16 protein-coding genes are annotated in these 19707 nt (G+C 68.0%); 4 read left to right on the top strand and 12 right to left on the bottom strand.

The genetic code is table 11. From position 1 onward, the window contains the following. The first annotated feature begins 70 nt into the window (after window positions 1–70). Window positions 71–1144: a tetratricopeptide repeat protein gene (locus ACIPRS_RS00945; RefSeq protein ID WP_446537206.1), complete on the top strand. Its 1074-nt coding sequence runs from the start codon at window positions 71–73 to the stop codon at window positions 1142–1144. A 55-nt stretch (window positions 1145–1199) separates the two neighbouring features. Here the strand turns inward: ACIPRS_RS00945 and ACIPRS_RS00950 are convergent, their stop codons facing one another. The 7 genes from ACIPRS_RS00950 to ACIPRS_RS00980 all read right to left on the bottom strand — a co-directional run bounded on the left by ACIPRS_RS00950 (window position 1200) and on the right by ACIPRS_RS00980 (window position 14301). Then, window positions 1200–1637: a hypothetical protein gene (locus ACIPRS_RS00950; RefSeq protein ID WP_446537207.1), complete on the bottom strand. Its 438-nt coding sequence runs from the start codon at window positions 1635–1637 to the stop codon at window positions 1200–1202. A 181-nt stretch (window positions 1638–1818) separates the two neighbouring features. Then, window positions 1819–2412: a 2'-5' RNA ligase family protein gene (locus tag ACIPRS_RS00955; RefSeq protein ID WP_446537208.1), complete on the bottom strand. Its 594-nt coding sequence runs from the start codon at window positions 2410–2412 to the stop codon at window positions 1819–1821. Between the two features lie 120 nt (window positions 2413–2532). After that, on the bottom strand, window positions 2533–4656 hold the full coding sequence (locus tag ACIPRS_RS00960; protein ID WP_446537209.1) for a M13 family metallopeptidase: 2124 nt from the start codon (window positions 4654–4656) through the stop codon (window positions 2533–2535). Between the two features lie 209 nt (window positions 4657–4865). Continuing rightward, the gene (locus ACIPRS_RS00965; RefSeq protein ID WP_446537210.1) at window positions 4866–10901 is read right to left on the bottom strand and encodes a fibronectin type III domain-containing protein; all 6036 of its coding nucleotides are present in this window, start codon (window positions 10899–10901) and stop codon (window positions 4866–4868) included. Window positions 10902–11157: 256 nt separating this feature from the next. Beyond that, a complete protein-coding gene (locus ACIPRS_RS00970) occupies window positions 11158–12327 on the bottom strand; it encodes a sensor histidine kinase (protein WP_446537211.1) in 1170 nt (389 codons plus the stop codon). Window positions 12328–12764: 437 nt separating this feature from the next. Further along, the gene (locus ACIPRS_RS00975; RefSeq protein ID WP_446537212.1) at window positions 12765–13655 is read right to left on the bottom strand and encodes a bifunctional helix-turn-helix transcriptional regulator/GNAT family N-acetyltransferase; all 891 of its coding nucleotides are present in this window, start codon (window positions 13653–13655) and stop codon (window positions 12765–12767) included. Between the two features lie 55 nt (window positions 13656–13710). Further along, window positions 13711–14301, bottom strand: a complete 591-nt coding sequence (locus ACIPRS_RS00980) for a DUF6151 family protein (RefSeq protein WP_446537213.1) — start codon at window positions 14299–14301, stop codon at window positions 13711–13713. A gap of 399 nt (window positions 14302–14700) precedes the next feature. Here ACIPRS_RS00980 and ACIPRS_RS00985 point away from each other — a divergent pair, with 399 nt between their 5' ends. Further along, entirely contained in the window at window positions 14701–14994 is a 294-nt protein-coding gene (locus tag ACIPRS_RS00985) for a YkgJ family cysteine cluster protein (protein WP_337729929.1), read from the top strand. A gap of 28 nt (window positions 14995–15022) precedes the next feature. Here the strand turns inward: ACIPRS_RS00985 and ACIPRS_RS00990 are convergent, their stop codons facing one another. Beyond that, window positions 15023–15289 carry a DksA/TraR family C4-type zinc finger protein gene (locus ACIPRS_RS00990; RefSeq protein WP_446537214.1) on the bottom strand — a complete coding sequence of 89 codons (267 nt, stop codon included), beginning with the start codon at window positions 15287–15289 and terminating at the stop codon, window positions 15023–15025. A gap of 95 nt (window positions 15290–15384) precedes the next feature. Then, the gene (locus tag ACIPRS_RS00995; protein WP_446537215.1) at window positions 15385–16311 is read right to left on the bottom strand and encodes a M14 family metallopeptidase; all 927 of its coding nucleotides are present in this window, start codon (window positions 16309–16311) and stop codon (window positions 15385–15387) included. A gap of 148 nt (window positions 16312–16459) precedes the next feature. Here ACIPRS_RS00995 and ACIPRS_RS01000 point away from each other — a divergent pair, with 148 nt between their 5' ends. Both ACIPRS_RS01000 and ACIPRS_RS01005 read left to right on the top strand, forming a co-directional pair. Then, window positions 16460–17302 (top strand): class I SAM-dependent methyltransferase, encoded by an 843-nt coding sequence (locus ACIPRS_RS01000; RefSeq protein WP_446537216.1) that lies wholly within the window; start codon window positions 16460–16462, stop codon window positions 17300–17302. Window positions 17303–17383: 81 nt separating this feature from the next. After that, on the top strand, window positions 17384–17983 hold the full coding sequence (locus ACIPRS_RS01005) for a DUF1579 domain-containing protein (protein WP_446537217.1): 600 nt from the start codon (window positions 17384–17386) through the stop codon (window positions 17981–17983). 15 nt (window positions 17984–17998) lie between these two features. On the opposite strand, the gene ACIPRS_RS01010 is transcribed toward ACIPRS_RS01005, so the two are convergent. Genes ACIPRS_RS01010 through ACIPRS_RS01020 form a run of 3 tightly spaced genes read right to left on the bottom strand, consistent with a single transcriptional unit; the run spans window position 17999 to window position 19523 of the window. Then, the gene (locus ACIPRS_RS01010; protein ID WP_446537980.1) at window positions 17999–18274 is read right to left on the bottom strand and encodes a helix-turn-helix transcriptional regulator; all 276 of its coding nucleotides are present in this window, start codon (window positions 18272–18274) and stop codon (window positions 17999–18001) included. Further along, window positions 18190–18975: a cupin domain-containing protein gene (locus ACIPRS_RS01015; RefSeq protein ID WP_446537218.1), complete on the bottom strand. Its 786-nt coding sequence runs from the start codon at window positions 18973–18975 to the stop codon at window positions 18190–18192. The genes ACIPRS_RS01010 and ACIPRS_RS01015 overlap by 85 nt, the downstream gene beginning before the upstream one ends. Before the next feature lie 2 nt (window positions 18976–18977). Beyond that, window positions 18978–19523: an OsmC family protein gene (locus ACIPRS_RS01020; RefSeq protein ID WP_337729935.1), complete on the bottom strand. Its 546-nt coding sequence runs from the start codon at window positions 19521–19523 to the stop codon at window positions 18978–18980. Window positions 19524–19707 lie beyond the last annotated feature (184 nt).

Below are 19707 nucleotides of genomic sequence, written 5' to 3' on the forward strand. Positions count from 1 at the left end.
GCCGCACTGCGATGCGGGACTACACTCCGGTCACGCGGACGCGTCCCGATGCGGGACCCGGAGGTGGGCGATGTGGACGAAGTGGCTCGGCACCCTGCTGCTGGCGTCGTCGGCCCTGTCCGCGCTGGCCCAAGCCGCCCCACCCCCTGCTCCCGCCGACGTGCTGGCGCTACCGGAGCCGCTGAAGCGGCAGTTCCGCGAACAGGTCCTCGATCACACCCGCCTGCCGCATGCCCGGCTCGAGCGGATGGTCGACTTCCTCTTCAGCCCCGGGGGGCTGGGCATGAGCTACCACGCCGACGCCAACCACACCGTGGCCGAGGCCTACGCCACGCGCCAGGCCAACTGCATGAGCTTCACCCTGCTGACGGTGGCGCTGGCGCGCGAGGCCGGGCTCGATGCCTACGCGCAGCAGGTGGACGAAACCCTGGCATGGCGGCAGGACCACAACATTCTCTACCGCACCCAGCACGTCAATGCCGGCGTACGCATCCGCGAACGACGCTTCACGGTGGATGTCGCCTGGAACGAGGTGATCACCCGCAAGCCACCGGAACCGATCCGTGACAACCGCCTCATTGCCCACTACTACAACAACCGCGCGGCGGCGCTGCTCGAACACGGCGCGCTGGACGATGCCCTGCGCCATGCGGAGATCGCCCTGACCCTGGACCCCGGTTACGCCACCAGTTGGAGCAACATCGGCGTGATGTACCTGCGCGACGGCGATGGAGCGCGCGCGGAGCGGGCCTACCGGCACGCACTCGACCTCGACGCCGACAACCCTGGCGCGCTGTTCAACCTGGTCACGTTCTACCAGCGTGCGGGCAACGTGGAAGCCGCACGTCCTTTGCAGAAGCGACTGGATGCCGCGCAGGCCCGCGACCCGTTCCACCATTTCCTGCTGGCCGCGGGCTTCGAGCGCGACGGCAACCTGGTGCGCGCTGCCGCGCACTACCGCAAGGCCATCCAGTTGTACGACGGTGAGCACCGCTTCCACTTCGGCCTCGCCCGCGTGTATTTCCTGCAGGGCGACCACCGGCGCGCAGGAAAGGCGCTGGCGCGCGCAGGCGAACTCAGCCAGGGCGATACCCGTGCGCTTTACCAGGCCAAGCTGGACACGCTGCGCAGGCAGGGCGACTAGGCTGCGGCGCAGCGGCGAGGGACCACGCCCGGAAGCATGGCCCCGCGCATCGGGCTTACTTCAACTTCAATTCGCGGATCAGATTGCTGCCCAGGATCTGGCGCATCTTGCTGCGGTCGGCGTAGGCCGTGTTGGCTTGCGCGGTATTCTGCCCGGTCACCTTGCTGGAGACCGCTTCGGAGCGGTCGCGCAGGCCATCGAAGGCCGCCATGTCGGGGTAGACCACGGTCAGGTAGACGTCCGGGTCTTCCGGCCGGCGCGCCTGTGTCGAATAGATCGCATAGCCGAGGATGATGCCGGCCTCCTTCTGCGCTTCCATGACCCGCTTGTACTGGTCCTGCAGGTGCTTCATGTAGTTGTCGAACTGGCCATCCATGATCTTCACCGCCGTGACCTCCATGACCGGCCCTTCGGTATAGCTGCGCTCCTGCGCCAACAGCGGGAAGGACAGCGCGCACAGCACCAGCGCCCACAGCAACGGCAAGCGTTTCATGTCGGATTCCTCGTTCGATGATCGCCGGATGATTCCGGGTGCCCACCTGAACGCGTCACGGTGCGGCACTACGGCCATGCAGGGGCGGGAATACGCGCCCGACCGACGAACGCACGACATGGCGACCCCGTATTACACACGCTGCTGTCGAAGCACCGGCCTGCCCCGGCGCGCGGGAAGGCTAGCCCGCGAGCGACCACTCACCCAGGCGCGCGTAGTCGGCCTCCCCCTCGATGCTCTGCAGGAGGTGCACGCCCTGCGGGTGCAGCACCACCGGCGGCACGTCCACCGGGGCGGTGCGCGGCGGCACGTAGGCCAGCGTCAGGTGCGGCACGAAGCTGCGCCCGACGTGCTGCTTGAAGCCCGCACGCAGCAGCCGCTGCTGCAGGTTGCGCCAGAACGCGACCGTCGCGGGCGAGGGGTGCAATGCCGCCAGCGTCAGCGCCGGATTCTTCGGATTGCCCAGGCACAGCAGGTGGTCGAGGGTGATGCCGAGGGGTTCCGGCTGCCAATCCTGCATGGCATTGCGCGCGGTGGCGATCATGTCCTCGCGCGGCCCATCGCTCTCGCAGAGGAAATGCAGGGTCAGGTGGTAGCGCTCCGGTCGTACCCAGTGCGCCTGCGGATACGCCGCCTTCAAGTCCTCGGCGCGGTGCCGCAGCGCTTCGCATTCGCCCGCAGAGGGCACCAGCGCAAAGAACAGGCGATGCAGCCGACCCGGTTGCGGGCCGCCGAACAGGTCGCCTTGCGGAGTGGAAGCGGAGCGGGATGACATGGCGCGCGGGCGTGGAACAACCGCCTCATCATCGGCGCGAGGACCGGATGATGCAAGCCTGCAACGCCCTGCCAGGGAAGGCAGGAGCGCTGGCTCCTGCCTTCCTGCAACGTCACCGGATCACCAGATCCGCACGCGCTCCTGCGGCGCGATGTACAGCGGGTCGCCCTGCTTCACGCCGAAGGCGTCGTACCACGCGTCGATGTTGCGCAGCGGGGCGAAGGCGCGGATGTGGCCCGGCGAATGCGTGCCGTTGACCAGTTGCTGGCGCAGGGCATCGTCGCGCCACAGCGTGCGCCACACCTGGCCCCAGCCCATGAAGAAACGCTGGTCGCCGGTGAAGCCGTCGATCACCGGCGCCGGCTTGCCGTCCAGTGAACGGTGATAGGCCTCCAGCGCAATGGTCAGGCCGCCCAGGTCACCGATGTTCTCGCCCATCGCCACCCGGCCGTTGATGTGCATGCCGGGCAGTTGCGGGAACGTGTAGGCCTCGTACTGTGCGCCCAGCCTGACGGCCTGCACCTCGAACTTGGCCGCGTCCTCGGCCGTCCACCAGTCGCGCAGCACGCCCTTGCCATCCGACTTGCGGCCCTGGTCGTCGAAGCCGTGGATGATCTCGTGGCCGATCACGCCACCGATGCCGCCGTAGTTCACCGCCGGATCGGCATCCGGATCGAAGAACGGCGGTTGCAGGATGGCCGCCGGGAACACGATCTCGTTCTTCACCGAGTTGTAGTAGGCGTTCACCGTCTGCGGGGTCATGCCCCACTCGCCCTTGTCCACCGGCTGGCCCACGCGCTTGCGACGGTAATCCCACTCGAACTGCCCGGCGCGCAGCGCGTTGCCGAACAGGTCGCCGTTCTTCACCACCAGCGCGCTGTAGTCGCGGTACGTGTCAGGGTGGCCGATCTTCAGGCCGAACCCTTGCAGCTTGGCGTGCGCCTCGGCCTTGGTGGCCGGGCTCATCCACGCCAGCGTATCCAGGCGCGCGCCCATCGCCGCCTTCACGTTGGCCACCAGCGCGTCCATCTTCGCCTTCGCATCGGGCGGGAAATACAGCTTCACATAGTCGCGGCCGATCGCCTCGCCCATCGCACTTTCGGAGAACGCGACGCCGCGCTTCCAGCGCTCGCGCTGCTGCGGCTGGCCGGACAGGAACTTGTCGCGGAATTCGTACTGCGCCACCGAGAAGTCGGACGACAGCAACGGAGCCGCGTTGTCGGTCACATGGAACGCCTGCCAGGCCTGCAGCGTGGCGACATCGGCATCGGCGAAGATCGCGGCGATCTTCGGGATGGCGCTGTCCTGGCGGATCACCGCACGGCCCGCGCCGTCCACGCCGGCCGCCTTGAAGAATTCCGCCCACGGGAAGCCGGGTGACTTCGTCGCGAACTCGGCCATCGCCAACGGGTTGTAGGTCTTGTCGCGGTTGCGGCTTTCGGCACGTGTCCAGTGCGCCTCGGCGATGCGGGTTTCAAGCGCCAGGATCGCTTTCGCGTTCTCCTGCGGCCTGTCCCAGCCGGCCAGCTGCAGCATCTGAGCGATATAGGCCTCGTAGCGCTCGCGCTGCGGCTTGAAGGTGTCGCGCAGGTACATCTCGCGGTCGCCCAGGCCCAGGCCGCCCTGGCTCAGGTAGAGCGTGTAGCGGTCGGGATCGCGCTGGTCATCACTGACGCCGAGGTTGAAGAAGCTGTCGAACATCCCACCGCGCTGACCCATCAGCGTGGCCACGGCCGCCTTGTCCTTCGCAGCGCGGATGTCGGCCAGCAGCGGTTGCAGTGGCTTGGCACCCAGTGCATCCACAGTCTTCTCATCCATGAACCCCCGGTACAGCGCGGCGATCTTGGCAGGGTCGCCCTGCGTGGCCGGATCACCCAGCGCATAGCCTTCGATCAACACCCGCAGGCGCGCCTCGGACAGGTCGCGCAGGATCGCGAAGCCACCGTAGCTGGAACGTTCCGCCGGAATCTCGGTGGTGTCGGCCCACGTGCCGCTGACGTAACGGAAGAAGTCCGTGCCCGGCTGTGCCTTGCGGTCCATGCCGTCGGTGTCGATGCCCCACTCGCCGAACCGCCTTGCCGCGATGGTCGAACCGGTGGCGGATGTGCCCGCACTTCCGGATTCGGCGAACAGTGCCTGCAGCGTGCAGCCGTCATCCAGGCAGCCATCGTGTTCGTGCGCGGCCAGGGGTCCGGCAAGGGACAGGGCGAGCAAGGTCGCGGTGGTCAGCAGGGTCTTCTTCAAAAGCGTTCTCCGGAAACGGGACAGGTGCCCGCGTCGCGCGCGGGCGTGCCCGGGAGGATACCCACCGCCTCCGGCCCGCCGACCGTGCCAAAAGGTAGTGGCGGGGTCTGGCCGGGGGTTCCGCCCCCGCTCCGCGCCGGGAAAAAGACGAAGCCCGGCCAAGGCCGGGCTTCGCGTGGGTGGCGACGATGACGCGCCGGAAAGCGGCGTCAGCGCGGTGCGTCGCCGCTGTTGGCGCATCGCCGTCCGCAACGACGGGTGGCATCGCCGGCCACCGTGCCGTCATCCGGCACGAACCCGCCGCTGGAGGGCTGCCCATACGACAGACGCAGGCCAATGCTGCTGCCCTGCGTGCTGTTGCTGGCCTGTTCGTGGCCGAACAGCAGCGACAGCAGCCACCCCTGCCGCAGCTTCACGTCCAGGCCCGCCGACAACGCCAGTGCGTCGTCGTTGTAGCTCTGCATGTCCAGGCGATAGTCGGTGGGATGCGGCCACACGACATAGTTCATCGCCGCCTCGCCCTTGTCCTCCAGCGCCTGGCGATATTCCAGGCTCCAGAACGGACGGTAGCGCCCGTCGTCACCACCGAAGCGGTAGCTGCCTTCCACGCCCAGCGCCACCGTGCTGTTCTCCACCACCTGGCGCCGGTAGGCCAGGTCGTAGATGTCCATCCCGTACTCGCGATACGCCTCCAGCGTGGTGCGGCTGGCATCGAAGCGGCCGTACGTGGTCAGCGCCATGCGTTCACCGTGGTGCTCGTAGCCGAAGGCCAGCGAACCGAACCACTGCTTGCCGTCGCGCACCGCCGTGCCCATCGCCCCGGCATCGTCGCTCCAGCGGCGGATGTCGAAGTCCAGGCGTCCGGCGGCCAGCATGCCGTCCACGAACACATGCTCGCCTGCACGCCAGAAGCCATACAGCGCCAGCGAACGCTGGTCGGCTTTCAGGCGCGAGGCGGTGCCGTCCAGATCGCTGTCGTTGCGCGCCAGACTGCCGGCCACACCGACCAGCACCTGTTCGCCGATCGCGCGGTCCGCGCCCAGCGTGAGGCCATCGGTCTGGAAGTCGTATCCGCCGACCCGACCGCTCTTGCCGAACGAGGCCGTGCCGGATGCCCATGCGCCCCAACCCTGCGGCAACGCCGGCAGTCTGCCGCCTGTGGCCTGGCCCACGGGCACTGAAAGCCCCTGGCGGTCTTCGGCACCGGCATAGGCCAGCGTGACGTTGTTGCTGGAACCGTTGGCGCCGCTGCGTACCTGGCGCAGGCGGTCGCGGATGTTCGACTGCTGCGCGTTCGCAAAGCGCACGCTCGCATCCACCTGCGCCTGCAGCAGGCCGACCACGCCCGGGTCCCGGGTCGGATCGGGGCGCACGTCCACCTGCAGGCGCATCTCCACGCTGGCGGCGGCATAGCTGCCCGCAGCCGCCTGGGTGGCCGTGATGACGGTCGTGCCTTCCGCATGCAGCGTCACCGTGCGGCCGCTGATGCTGGCCACCTCCGGATCGCTGCTGGTGAAGGTGAAGGCACCACTGCTGGGGCTCTGCGGATTCACCAGGTCGAAGGCAGGCTCGCCGAACACCTTGCGCAGTTCTTCCGGCCACACGAGCGTCGGCACGGCGGCCGCGATGTCCACGTCCAGCCGCACCTGCGGCGCGGCTTCGTGGTTCGCATCACCGGCCTGGTCGGCGGTCAGGCTGCAGCGCCCGGCTGCCAGCATGGTGACGGTCGCACCGCTCACCTGGCAGACCTGTGCCGTGGTGCTCGCGAACACCACCGGATTGCCGGAGGCGCCACCGCTGGCCACCAGCGCGAACGTACCGTTCGGCGAGAACACCGGCGCTGCCGGATTCGCACTGAAGCCGGTGATCGCCTGCAGCGCCTGCGCCACGACCAGCTCATACGCCTGCGCCCCCGTGAAGCCGTTCGCATCACGCGCCTCCACTGTGAAGGAAAAGCGACCCGACGCGGTCGGCGTTCCCGACAGCACGCCCGCCGCACTCAACGCGACGCCCTGCGGCAGGCTGCCTGTCGTCACCGCGTAGGTATACGGCGCGGTGCCGCCCGTTACCGCCAGGGTCTGGTTGAACGCACCGGCATGCGTCGCCTGCGGCAACGCGGGCAGCGCGAACGCGATCTGCGGCGCCACCACCTGCAGCGTGTACTGCTGCTGCGCCGTGAAGGGACCGATGCCCGTACTGCTGTCGGTCACCTGCACCGTCAGCGTGAAGCTGCCCGCCACCGTCGGCGTGCCGGTGATGCGTCCATCCGTGCCCAGACTCAATCCGCTCGGCAACGCACCACCGACAAGCTGGAACGTGTAAGGCGACGCACCGCCACTGGCGATCAGCGCATGGATGTATCCGCTGCCGCCGACACCGCTGGCCGGGTTCGTCGTATCCAGCGCCAACGTCGGCGGGGTCACGTCGATGGTCACCGTCGCGGGCGCCGTGGTCTGGTACGCGTCGCTGGCGGTGTAGGTGAAGCTGTCCGGACCGGCGAAACCCGGCGTCGGCTGGTAAGTGATCGTGGTGCCACTGACGATGGCGGTACCGTGCGCCGGTGCAGTGCCCACGGCCACCGATGTCGCGATACCCGTGATCGCAAGCGTCACCGGCGTGGCAGGTGCGCCGTAGGGCAGCGACGTACTGACCGGACCCGCGTCGAGCGCCGGCGCAGGCGTCACCGCATTCGATGCCGCCGATGCCGACCCCGTGCCCGCGCCGTTCGTCGCGGTGACAGTGAACGTGTAAGTGGTTCCCGCCGACAGCCCCGTGAAGCGGACAGGACTGGACGCACCGGTCACCGTCGCCCCACCGGGCTGCGCGGTGACCGTATAGCCAGTGATCGCCACTCCCCCTGTGCTGGCGGGTGCGGTGAATGCGATATCCACTTCGCCCGCAGACGCCATCGTGGCTGTACCGATGGTCGGCGCACCCGGCACCACCGGATTGACGGTGAACGAACGGGTGACCTGCGGGGCGGGAAGGTAACTGCCATTGCCCGCCTGGTCGGCGTTGATGGTGCAGGTTCCCGCCGTGACGAACGTCAGTGCGCCGCCCGTCGTGATCGTGCAGACGCCGGTCGTGGACGATGTGAACGTCGGCGTCAGTCCGGAGTCCGACGTCGCGGTGAACGTCGGCGTGGTGCCGAAATTCTGCGCGCCGGGATTGGCGAACGTGATGGTCTGCGTCGCCGCCGGCGTGATGCTGTTAGACGCCATCGACGCAGGACCGGTACCCGCCACGTTGTCCGCGGTCACGGTGAACGTATAGGGCTGTCCATTGGTCAGTCCAGTGACGACGATCGGCGACGACGCGCCATTGATCGGCGCCACATCGGCCGGGCTGACGGTCACCGTGTAGCTGGTGATTGCCGATCCGCCGATGTTCAGCGGGGCGGTGAACGCGACGCTCGCCTGGGTGTCGCCTGCGATCGCCGTGCCGATCGTCGGCGCACCCGGCACCACGGGAATGACGGTGAACGACCGGCTGACCTGCGGCGCCGGCAGGTAGCTGCTGTCCCCCGCCTGGTCGGCATTGATGGTGCAGGTGCCGGCGGCGATGAAGGTCAGCACGCCCCCGGACGTGATCGTGCAGACGCCGGTGGTGGACGACGTGAACGTCACGGCCAGGCCCGACGTCGAAGACGCACCGCCCCCCAGGATCGACAGATTCGGCGATGTCCCGAAGTTCTGCGTGCCCGGATTGCCGAAGGTGATCGTCTGCGGCGACGCAGGCGTGATGCTGTTCGATGCGGCCGAGGCGGCACCGGTGCCGGCGGAATTGGTCGCGGTCACGGTGAACGTGTACGCCACGCCATTGGTCAGGCTGGTCACCGTGATCGGCGAACTCGAGCCGGTGCCGGTTGCGCCGCCGGGATTCGCCGTGACCGTATAGCCGCCGGCGATGATCGCGGCACCGCCGATGGAGGCCGGAGCGGTGAACGTCACCGTGGCCTGGGTGTCGCCCGCCGTCGCGGTACCGATGGTCGGCGCCCCGGGCACCACCGCGTTGACCGTGAACGTCCGGGTCACCGTGGTCGCCGCGTTCCACGCGGCGTCGCCCGCCTGGTCGGCGTCGATGGTGCAGCTGCCGGCGGTAACGAAGGTCAGCGTGCCGCCGGACGTGATCGTGCAGACGCCGGTGGTGGACGAACTGAACGTCGGCGTGAGGCCGGAGGTCGCGCTGGCGGTCAACGTCGGCGCGGTGCCGAAGTTCTGCGCACCGGGGTTGGTGAAGGTGATGGTCTGGCTGCCCTTGGGCGTGGCTGCGTTCGAGGCGCCCGACGCCACGCTCGTTCCAATGGCGTTGGTGGCGGTGACCGTGAAGGTATACGCCGTACCGTTGCTGAGCCCGGTCACGGTGGCCGTGCAGGCTGCCGGACCCGCACAGGTGCCGAACGCGCCACCGGGACTGGCCGTCGCCGTGTACGTGGTGATGGCGGAACCACCGTTGCTGCCCGGTGCAGTGAAGGTCACGCTGACCTGGCCGTCACCCGCCGTGGCGGTGCCGATGGTCGGTGCGGCCGGTGCGGTGGGAATGGCGACGGTATGGGTCGATCCGCTGGTGAACGCCGCGGGCCCGCTGTTACCGGCCGCGTCCGCGATGTTGGTGGACCCGTTGAGATTCACTTCCAGGGTGCCGTTGCCGGCAATACCGCTCACCGTGACGTCGATCGAGGTACCGCTGCTGGCGGAGACGGCGCTGATCGTGCCCGTGGCCGAACCGGTCGTGCCCAGGGAGAAGTCGTCGGTCGAGACGTTGCTGACCGCTTCGTTGAACGCCACCGTGAAGGTCACGCTGGTGGCGGTGGCCGCGGGCGAACCGCTCACTGTGATGGCGGTGACGGCAGGCGGCGCACCATCCACCACCAGCGCCCTGTTGGCCCCCAGTGATCCCGCCGTACCCGGAACGGCCAGCGCCAGCGTGGCGTTGTTGGCGGCGGCATCCTGGATCGTGCCGCCGTTGAGCGCGAGCGAATTCGTCGACACGTAATCCAGGTCGCTGCTGACATCGCCCGATTGCACGGCATAGTTGAACGTCAACGTGCCGGTGCCACTGCCGCTGACGTAGTTGACCGCGCGATCGGTACTGCCCGTCTCCAGCGTCAGCTGCGGCGTACCGGTGACTGTCACCGCTTCGGTGAAGCTGATCTGCAGGCTGATCGTGGACCCGAGTGCGTACGTGCCGTCCGGCGTGGACGAAGTGACCGATGTGACCGAGGGCACCACGCCATCGATCACCAGGTTCTTGTTCGCGCCAAGCGAGCCGGCCGCACCCGGCGATGGCAGCGTCAAGATGGCGTTGTTGCTGGCCGCATCGCGGATCGTGCCGCCATTCAGCGCAAGCGCCGTGGTCGACGTGTAGTCCAGATCACTGCTGAGGTCCCCAGCCTGTACGGTGTAGGTAAAGGTATGCGTACTGCTGCTGCCGCTGCCGCTGGTGTAATTGACGGCGCGATCGGTCGAACCGGTCTCGATCGTCAGCTGAGGGGTACCGATGACAGTGACGTTCTCGCTGAAAACCACCTCCAGACTGATGACGTCGCCCACGTTGTACGTGCCGTTGGCCGTACTGGAAGTGATCGAGCTGACGGTGGGAGGTGTGGTGTCGGGCGGCACAGCAGGATCGATGACGATGTTGTTCATCGAGTGCCAGCTGCCATCACCCCCGCTGTCGCCGCCCGCGGAGGTGAACATCCTGACGTCGTCCACGTACGAGAACGTTGGCCCCAACGAGACCGTCTGCGGCGTGAAGGTCGGGTCCAATCCCTGGAAGGTCATGGAGGCCACCTGGACACCGTCCCGGTAGCCCACGACGGTATTCGTCATGGGCGATGTCTCGCCCCAGCTGTAATACCGGAACGACGTCAGCTTGAATTCGCTGCCATCTGCGGAGCGGACCGCCATGCCCTTGGTGATTCCGTTTACGCCATCATCGAAGGTGAGGGCCGAATACCCCGGGTCTCCACTGTTGAGGAAGGCGTTGGGTCGCCAGTGGATCACGCCGACATTGGCGCCGTTGACGTTGCTGATGTTGTAGATCTGGATGGACAACCCGGCGATGGCGCTCGACCCGCCTTCACCGTCGGCGGCAATGCCGTCTCCGAGGCCGGCATCGTTTGTGAACGTCAACGTCTCCGCCATTGCGGCAGGGATCGCCATCGCGCTACTGGCGAACACGCCCAGCAGGAACACGCGCGCGAACAGACGTACACGGCGCGTGGCGCCGGAAAGGATAGGCATGTCGAGTCCCCGGAAACGTGAATGCGTGATGCGTACATCGACCAGCGACACGCCGACAGACGGTCGCCCCCCTCTTGGCCGTGCATGCCAGCCCTCCTCGCGGATGGACTTCCCCGGCATACCCGAATGAGCAGTGTCCCTGGCGATGCCATGACCAATGCTGATGCGGCATGGTAGCCGCGTAACGCCACTTACTCCAGTGACCGCGACGCCGTCACCGGTCCCGTCGTCGATGCAAGCCCCGTACCAACCACCCCTAACCCGTCACGCGTGGCGGCAGCGGCCCCTCCGATGGCGGTATCAGGTGGCGTGGCAGCGAGATGGTGAAGACACACCCGATGCCCGGCACGTCGCGCACGCTCAGCTGCCCCTGGTTGGCCTCCACACTGCGCTGCGAGATCGACAACCCCAGCCCCAGGCCGCTCTGGTCCGCGCTCTCCTGCACGAAAGGCTGGAACAGGGCGGCGCCATCGCCGGAAGGCAGCCCGCCGCAGCGGTCCTCCACGTCGATCAGGATGCGGTCGGCGAGCGCGTAGGCGTTCAACGTGATCTCGCTGCCTGGCGCAGAGAACTTGAAGGCGTTCTGCAGCAGATTGCCGGTTGCCGACAGCAACAGGTCGCGGTCGACATCGATGGCCAGCACAGGATCCACCTCGGACACGACCAGTACGCATCCCCGGACCGTGGCCTCCAGCGAGGCCGACAGCCTGATCTCGGCGATGAAATCCGCCAGCGAGTACAGCCGCTTCTGCACCGGCGTGCCGGCCGCCATCCGCACCTCGGCCAGCGAACGATCGATCAGGCTTCCCAGCCCGGCCAGGGCGCGATCCAGGATGCCGGCCGTCGCACCGGACATGCCCACGCTGCCTTCCTTGATGATCGACAGCGCCAGCGTCGCCGTGCACAGCTGGTTGCGCAACTCGTGCGCGAAGAATCCCAGCCGCTCGTTCAACGCCAGGGCCTGCCTGTCGGACTGCACGATCTCGTTCTGGTAGCCGAATTCCGTCACCGCGTGCGCGATGGCATTGTCCAGGCAACGGTTGAGCGTGCGGAACTCATCCGTCTCGATCACCGCGCCCCGCTCGAAGGCGAGATCGGAAATCGCCTGGCACAGGTCGCCATAGTCGTGCACCACCTGGTCGACGGTGAACCCGTGCGTCAGCAGTTCGCGGCCATGCAGTGCCGCCGACTCGCTGATCTCCGACAGGGCGGGACGACCGCCGCCCGAGGGTCCCGATACCTTGCGGCTGCGCATCGGCTCGGCGCCCTCCTCCACCTGCAGCGTCTTGATCAGCTGGTCCAGGAAAACCGTCACGCCGTGATCCAGTTCCCGGCCGGGCACGCCCGTAGCGGATCGCAGCGCGACCTTGCCACGGCAGCGCGCAATCAGTTCGACGCGGTTGTCACTGAGGAACCGATGCATCATCCCTCGACCCTACGCGCCTATTGCCGGTACAGAGGGGTCTTTTGCGCGCATTCGCAGCCGTCCATCGGGCAATCCGGCCTTTTCCGGCCTGACGGCCTGCTTTCCCCATAACTACACGCGTTACTCATCCCTCCACGTGCACGGTGCACGTCCGGCCGTCGGCCGGAGGAGACCTGCCATAACATTCCATCCCAAGCCGCCCGCCCGCCACGACACCTCCAGGGCGATACCCGCGCCTGCCACACCATCAACCCCACCCCGCACTCTTCCCAAGGATCATGGGAAGGGCCAATTGCCCAATCCCGGCAAACGCTCCTGATCGCAGGGCACCAAGGGCACCAAGGACACGAAGTACGGGAAGGACGGCTCGGACGCGAATGCGGTCGAGCGAACGCGGAGCCCCCGCCCATCCCCGCTCGAAGCGATGGGCCTCGCCCTCAGTCCGTCCGCAGGCGTTTCTCGAACCAGTGATGCGCGTAAGGGTTGTCGTTATAGGCGGGGATCTCGATGTAGCCGTTGCGGTCATACAACGCCCGTGCTTCCACCAGGCTGCTGTTGGTGTCCAATCGCAACGTGTGCAGTCCCATTGCCACCGCGTGCGCCTCCAGCGCATCCAGCACCCGCTGCGCTATGCCCAGCCCGCGCGCATCCGGTGCCACCCACATGCGCTTGATTTCGCCCATGCCGCCGGCGATCCGCTTCAATCCCCCGCACCCGACCGCCGCGCCCTCCAGCCGCGCGACCACGAAGGCGCCACGGGGCGGCACCAGTTCGCCGGGATCGGCCGACACGCTGCGGGCGGCGTCGAAACCGCCTTCGAAGCGCGCATCGAGTTCATCCAGATAGGCCTGGATGCACGCCTGCGCCTCGACGCTGGCCGGATCCTCCAGCGCGATCTCCGCCGCGGACGCACGCATGAGGCGCTCCACTTCATCCATCGCCTCGACCAACCGTTCGCGCTGCCGCGCCGACAAGGGCGCCAGCAGGGAATCGGCCAACGCGCGCGAATCCCGGTCGAGCGCATCCACCTCGCGCCGCCCTTTCGCGGTCAGGACCACATGCCGCCTGCGTGCATCGACGGGCGATGCCTGTACCCGCACAAGCCCCTGCGCCTCGAGCGCACGCAACAACCGGCTCGCATAGCCGGAGTCCAATCCGAGGCGTGCACGCAGGTCGCGCACATCCGCCCCCGCATGCCCTGTTTCGAACAGCAGGCGTGACTCGGCCAACGGGCGGCCGTGCCCGAGGTAGTCGTCAGTGAGCACCCCGATGCGGCGGGTGACGGTGCGGTTGAAGCGGCGGACCCGCTGGATCTGGCTCTCGTTCATTGCCTGACTTTAGTCAGATATTCAAGCGGAAGCAACTGCGGTACGCATGATCGGCTCAGGCCGGCTCCCGCCCCGCCTCGCCGCGCGGATCTTCGCCCAAGGGGTACGCGGTACGCAGGGGCTGGCCGTTGGCGCTGAAGAACAGGCCCGGCGCTTGCCCGCGCAGCCGTGCCGCCATGATGCCCATGGCGATGCGCGCTCCGGCCGCGAGGAATGCAAGCGGCGTGCGGCGCACCTCGCCGACGGCACTGTCGGAGTTCAACACCACGTGGCCCGGCGGGCCGAATGCGGCATCGACGTCGGTCTCCGGCACCAGGCATGTGGCAACCACGCCCACGTAGGCGACTTTCCCGTCGCGCGGCGTATTGGCCAGCGGCGTACGGCAACACGCCGCATACCAGCGCAACAGCCCGCCTTCGCGCAGGCACAGGCCGGCGATGTGCTCCTCGCCCACCGTGAAACGCACCGCCAGCGGGTTCATCGCCACGATGTCGGTACCGCCCCGCGCATCCATCACGCCGGGTTGCCCGAGGTGACGCGCGTAGGTCCGGCAATCCCCGCAGTAGCACGTTGCACGCGCATACGCCCGACGGGCATCCACCGTGCCTTGCACCTGCCCGCAGCGGCAACGCAGCTCCAGCGCCATCGACGCACCTCCGCTTCAAGACATCTGCGGACAGGGATAACGCACGCGGTATGAGTGCAGCGTCAAACCGGGCGTGCCTGCCTGACCCGCAGGCAAACCGGCGTTGCACGAGGCGACATGAAGCGCAGGTGACGTATCTTCGCGCGCGCAGGCCGCTCCTCGCGATGCATGCTGTAGCATGCGTGCCGCGAGCCATCCGCTTGCTTCGCGCGTTCCGCACGGCCCCCGGCCCTCCGCTTCGCTCCCTTTCCCACGCGACGCATTCCCCACGACGGGATGGTTGCCCCCGGGAGCTTCCATGCCTTGCCCGCCACACCCTCGCCCCGTCGTTGCACATGCCATGCCTTTCCCCGCTGCAGCGTGCGCTGCCGGGGACCGGCCGCTGCAGGTCATGCCGTCATGACCTCGTGTTCGCGGTGCGACGCCGTCTGCTGCCGCCTGACCGTGGTCCTGCAACCGGAAGACCAGATTCCCTCGCATCTCACCACCCGTACCCCCGCCGGCCTGCATGTGATGGCGCGCGACGAGGAAGGCTGGTGCGTGGCACTCGATGGCGCGCGGATGAACTGCGGCATCTACCAGACTCGGCCGGACGTGTGTCGCCGCTTCGTCATGAGCGGACCCTACTGCCGTGCCGTGCGTACCGATTACCTGGACATGCGCAAGAAGGGCATCCCGCTGACGGTGGAGTGACGCCCGCCGTGCCCGTTACGCGCCCTTGCTAGCGCAGCTGGCTGTCCTTGCTGCCCCGCCGGTTGTACAGCCCGGCACCCTGCTCTTCCTGGTCAGCCGCCTCCTGGCATACCACGCACAGGCGCACGCCCGGCACCGCCTGCTGGCGGGCAACCGGGATCGGCCTGTCGCACGCTTCGCAGTGGGTCAGGCTCGGCCCCTTCGGCAGCGCGCGGCGCGCGCGTTCGATGCCGTCCTTCACGGTCGCATCGATCTGTTCCTGCACGGCGCCATCGCCGGCCCATCCGGTTGCCATGATCATGTCCTCGCTTCGCACTGCTGCCGGGACAGCTTACGCCCGGCAACCACAGCGGTTTTCACGAACAGGAATGGGGCCGCGACGGGTGGATTTCAATCCTGCGCCAGTGCGTATCCGATCGCCGCCACCACCGCCGCCACCTGCGCATCGTTGCACTGCTGCGGCGTCGCCTTCGGACTGTCGGGATAGACCTCGGTGATGGTGGTATAGCGAGCGTCGGTGATGCCGGTGCACAGGCCCAGCGACTTCACCGGGTACTGGATGACACCCTCGGCCACCACCGGCGAACCGATGATCTCGCCATTGTCGTCGGCCGGAGCGATATGGGTGACGGCTGCCACCGCCGCGATCACGGCGCGCTGGAAATCGGGCTGCGGATTCGCACTGTCGTCCACCAGGTAGAAGCCGTCCGGAATCTCCCCGGGTTCGAACGGCTTCCCGTCGCGCGCGGCAAGTGCAGGACGGAACTCGCTCTCATCGCTGTCGGTGGTTTCGTGCAGGTCGATATGCATCAGCACGCGGTCCTTCACCGGCGCAACCAGCGCGATCAACGCGGCGGATTCCTGCGCAGGACTGTCCGCACGGAACGAACGGTTCGGATCCAGCGCATCGGCGTTCCAGCGGTGGATGCGTTCGTATCCCCACGGGCTGGCGCACGGCACCACCAGCAGGTTCGCCTTGCCGGCGTAGTCGGCAGCACGCTCGTCGAGGAACTGCAGCGCGCCATGCACGCCGCTGGTCTCGTAGCCGTGCACGCCGCCGGTGACCAGCATCGTGGGCAGCGCCTCGCTCCAGTCGCGGCTGCGTACCGCCAACAGCGGATAGACCTCGCCCGGACCGTAGTCCAGCGTGCCGTACTGCTGCACATCGAAGCGTCCGCGCAGCCGATCGATCACCGTCACCACATCATCCGCATGACGGCGTTGCACGCGCTGCTGCGCGCGCCATGCGGCTTTCTCCGCCGCGCCCCAGGGTGTACCGGGTGTGCCGATGGGATGGAAGCGGGCGGGCGTGTTCATGGCGATGGCGGGGCCGGGAATCCGAGGGGTCGGCACTATACCAGCGGGTGCGGCAAGGCTTCCGGAGAGGTCGCGGACTATCGCCGACGGGTCGGCGGGGGCGAAAATCCCGCTCCTGCGATCACGACGCGCTTCAGGACTCCGCTCCATGCCCCACTACACCGGCCCCCTGCTCACCCGCGATACCGCTGCTGCCCTGCTGGCGGCGCGCGACCGCGGCGACACCGTGTGGCATGGCTCGCTGGACCTGGGACGTACGCTGGCGGACGCACGGCTGGAGGCCGGGACATGGCAGTGGCGCGACGCGGCGTATCCCTATCCCGATCGGCTCAAGGACCGCACGCTGTACTACTGGGACGGCGAGGATTTCTCGCCGATCTCGCGCTATGCGGGCTCGCTGATCAAGCTGGTGCCCACCGAGTGGGGCGTGCCCACGTTCGAGATCGACGGCATCAAGATGCTGCCGACCTCGAAGGAATCGCCGCTGGACGATGCCCGGCGCAAAGTCGCACTGGTGGAACCAGGAGGCAAGGTGGTGCTGGATACGTGCGGCGGCCTGGGCTACTTCGCGGCGTGCTGCCTGGCCGCCGGCGCCGCACGCATCCTGTCGTTCGAGAAGAACGCCGACGTGCTCTGGCTGCGCACGCTCAACCCGTGGTCGCCGGATCCGGACGCATCCGGGCACGATGGGCGCCTGCAACTGACCCATGCCGACGTCTCGCAGGCCATCACGCAGGTGGCGGATGCCTCCGTCGACGCCGTGCTGCACGACCCGCCGCGTTTCGGCATCGCCGGCGAGCTGTATTCGCAGGCCTTCTACGACCAGCTTGCGCGTGTGCTGCGTCGCGGCGGCAAGCTGTTCCACTACACCGGCACGCCCAACAAGCTCACCAGCGGGCGCGACGTGCCCGGCGAGGTGGCGAAGCGGCTGGAGAAGGCCGGCTTCAAGGCGCAGCGGGCGCTGGACGGCGTGGTCGCCGTGCGCCGCTGACCGACCCTCGGCCGACCTTCACGCCGGCTGAGCGCGGCGGGGCGCACAACAGCGCCACCGCCATGCCCGGGAGGGGCCACCATGCAACGCACCACGCTGCTGTCCGTCGCCGTATCCGCCCTGCTGCTCGCAGGCCCCGCGCTCGCCCAGGACACGCCGTCGGCGATGACGCCCGAGATGCACGCCATGATGGAGGCCTACCAGAAGGCCGGCACGCCGGGCATGGAACACGGCAGGTTGGCTTCGATGGCCGGCACCTACGACCTGGTCGTGAAGAGCTGGCACGCACCCGGCGCGCCACCCAGCACCGACGCCGGCACTGCGACACGCAGGATGATCCTCGGCAACCGCGTGATGCTGGAGGAGGTGACGTCGCAGATGATGGGACAGCCGTTCTCCGGCCAGGGTCTGCATGGGTTCGACAACGTCACCGGCAAGCACTGGGGCACGTGGAACGACAGCATGAGCACGGGCCTCATGGTCAGCGAAGGTACCTGCGATGCCCAGCTGACCTGCACCTACACCGGCACCCACAACGACCCCGTGACGAAGAAACCCCAGAGCAACCGCATGACCACGCGCTGGACCGACAAGAACACGGAAGTGTTCGAGATGTACGGCCCCGGGCCTGACGGCAAGGAAACGAAGATGATGGAGATCACCTACAAGCGGCGGCCGTAGCCGCTGCGCGCGTGATCAGGCGTGCACAGCCTGGCCGGCATCCGCCAGATTGTTGCGTCGCCACGCCGCTGGGGGCTGCCCGTATTCGCGCCGGAACGCGCGAATGAAGGACGTGTCGTTCTGGTAGCCCACCTCTTCGGCCACCCGCGACAGCGGCGCATTGCTGCGGCGTAGCAGGTTGGCCGCCATCAGCATCCGCCACTGCGTCAGGTACTGCATCGGCGACGTGCCGACCAGTTGCTGGAACCGCTCGGCCAGTACCGAACGCGAGGTGCCTGCAACGCGCGCCAGGTCGGCGAGGGTCCATTCGCGACAGGGCTGCTGGTGCAACGCGTTGAGGGCCTTGCCGACGACGCGGTCGCCAAGGCCCGCCAGCCAGCATGACCTTCGTGCTGGTGCACGTAACGGCGCAGCACTTCGATGAACAGCAATTCCGCGAGCCGGGACAGCAGGCTCGCACCGCCAGATCGCGGCGTGCGCGCCTCGGCCAGCGCGTAACGCACGGACGATTCGAGCCATGCGCCGGCTTCGGAATCACGCAAGCTGATGCGCACGAGCGGCGGCAGGCCGTCCAGCAGCAATCGCGCCAGTCGCGTATCGCAGGCCAGGTAGCCGCAGACGATGCGTGTGGGCGCGCCGCCGCCACCGTAGGCGAGCCGGCGCGGGCGACTGGCGAACAGCTTCTTCAGGTCGGCCGCGCCGCGCGGCGGCGGCAGGCCCGGCGCCGACGTCATGCGGTGAGCGCTGCCGCCCGGGAACATCACCACGTCGCCTTCGTGCACCTCCATCGGTGGCGCCCCGTCCATTTCCACCCGGCATCCGCCTTCGGTGATCAGGTGGAAGATCACCACCTGCTCCGCGGTCGGGTCCAGCCAGGGCGCCGCCAGCGAAGCTTTCGGCGACTGGTAGCACCAGGGCGCACTGAAGCGGGCGTTGACGAAGAACGCACCGGACATCTGCACCACGCGCAGGATTTCGGACAGCGCATCCATGTTCAGTCCGCCGGCCGGCCTGCGACCGACACCGCCACCCGGATCGGTGGCGGGCCGGACAGCGCGCCCTGCATCGGCGAGCGGCGCAGGCCCTCGGCCACGAGCGCGTTCAAGCGCACCGCGTCGACACCCGGTGCGTGCAGCACGACCTCCACCTGCATCGACGCCGGACCCGCGTCGACCGGCATGCCCTCCACATCGCGCATGCCCAGCAACCCGCGCGCATCGGAGCGACTGCCGACTTCCACTTCCAGCCGCTCCAGCGCCACGCCCTGCTCGGCTGCGACCATCGCGATCGCCGTGGTGGCGCACGCGGCGATACCGGCACGGAAGAACCAGCCCGGCGACGGCCGGTCGCCGGTGCCACCGAGTTCCACCGGCATGTCGGATTCGACCGTTGCCCCGGTGGCGTGCGTGGTCACCACCCGCGTGTCGTCCTGCCAGCGCGCACGCGCGCTCACGTCGTCATGCAGCCCCTTGTCGGGACGGCGGGTGAACACGCTGACGGCGCGCTGCATCGCATCGGCGATGTCTCGTGGATTGCTCATGGCCAGGGGGATTCCATCGGACGGCAGGGGCGGCCGGATTCTGAGCGCAACAACGCGTCCCGGGACGGCGCGCGGCCAGTCGCCGGACGATCGGCAAGGAATCGCGGAGCCCCGGGAAACCCGCACGCGGATCCGGACGCATGGCCAGTTCCGGCAGACGCCCCGTCAGGACGGAAGCCCGGTG

Source organism: Pseudoxanthomonas sp. LARHCG66, assembly GCF_052871755.1.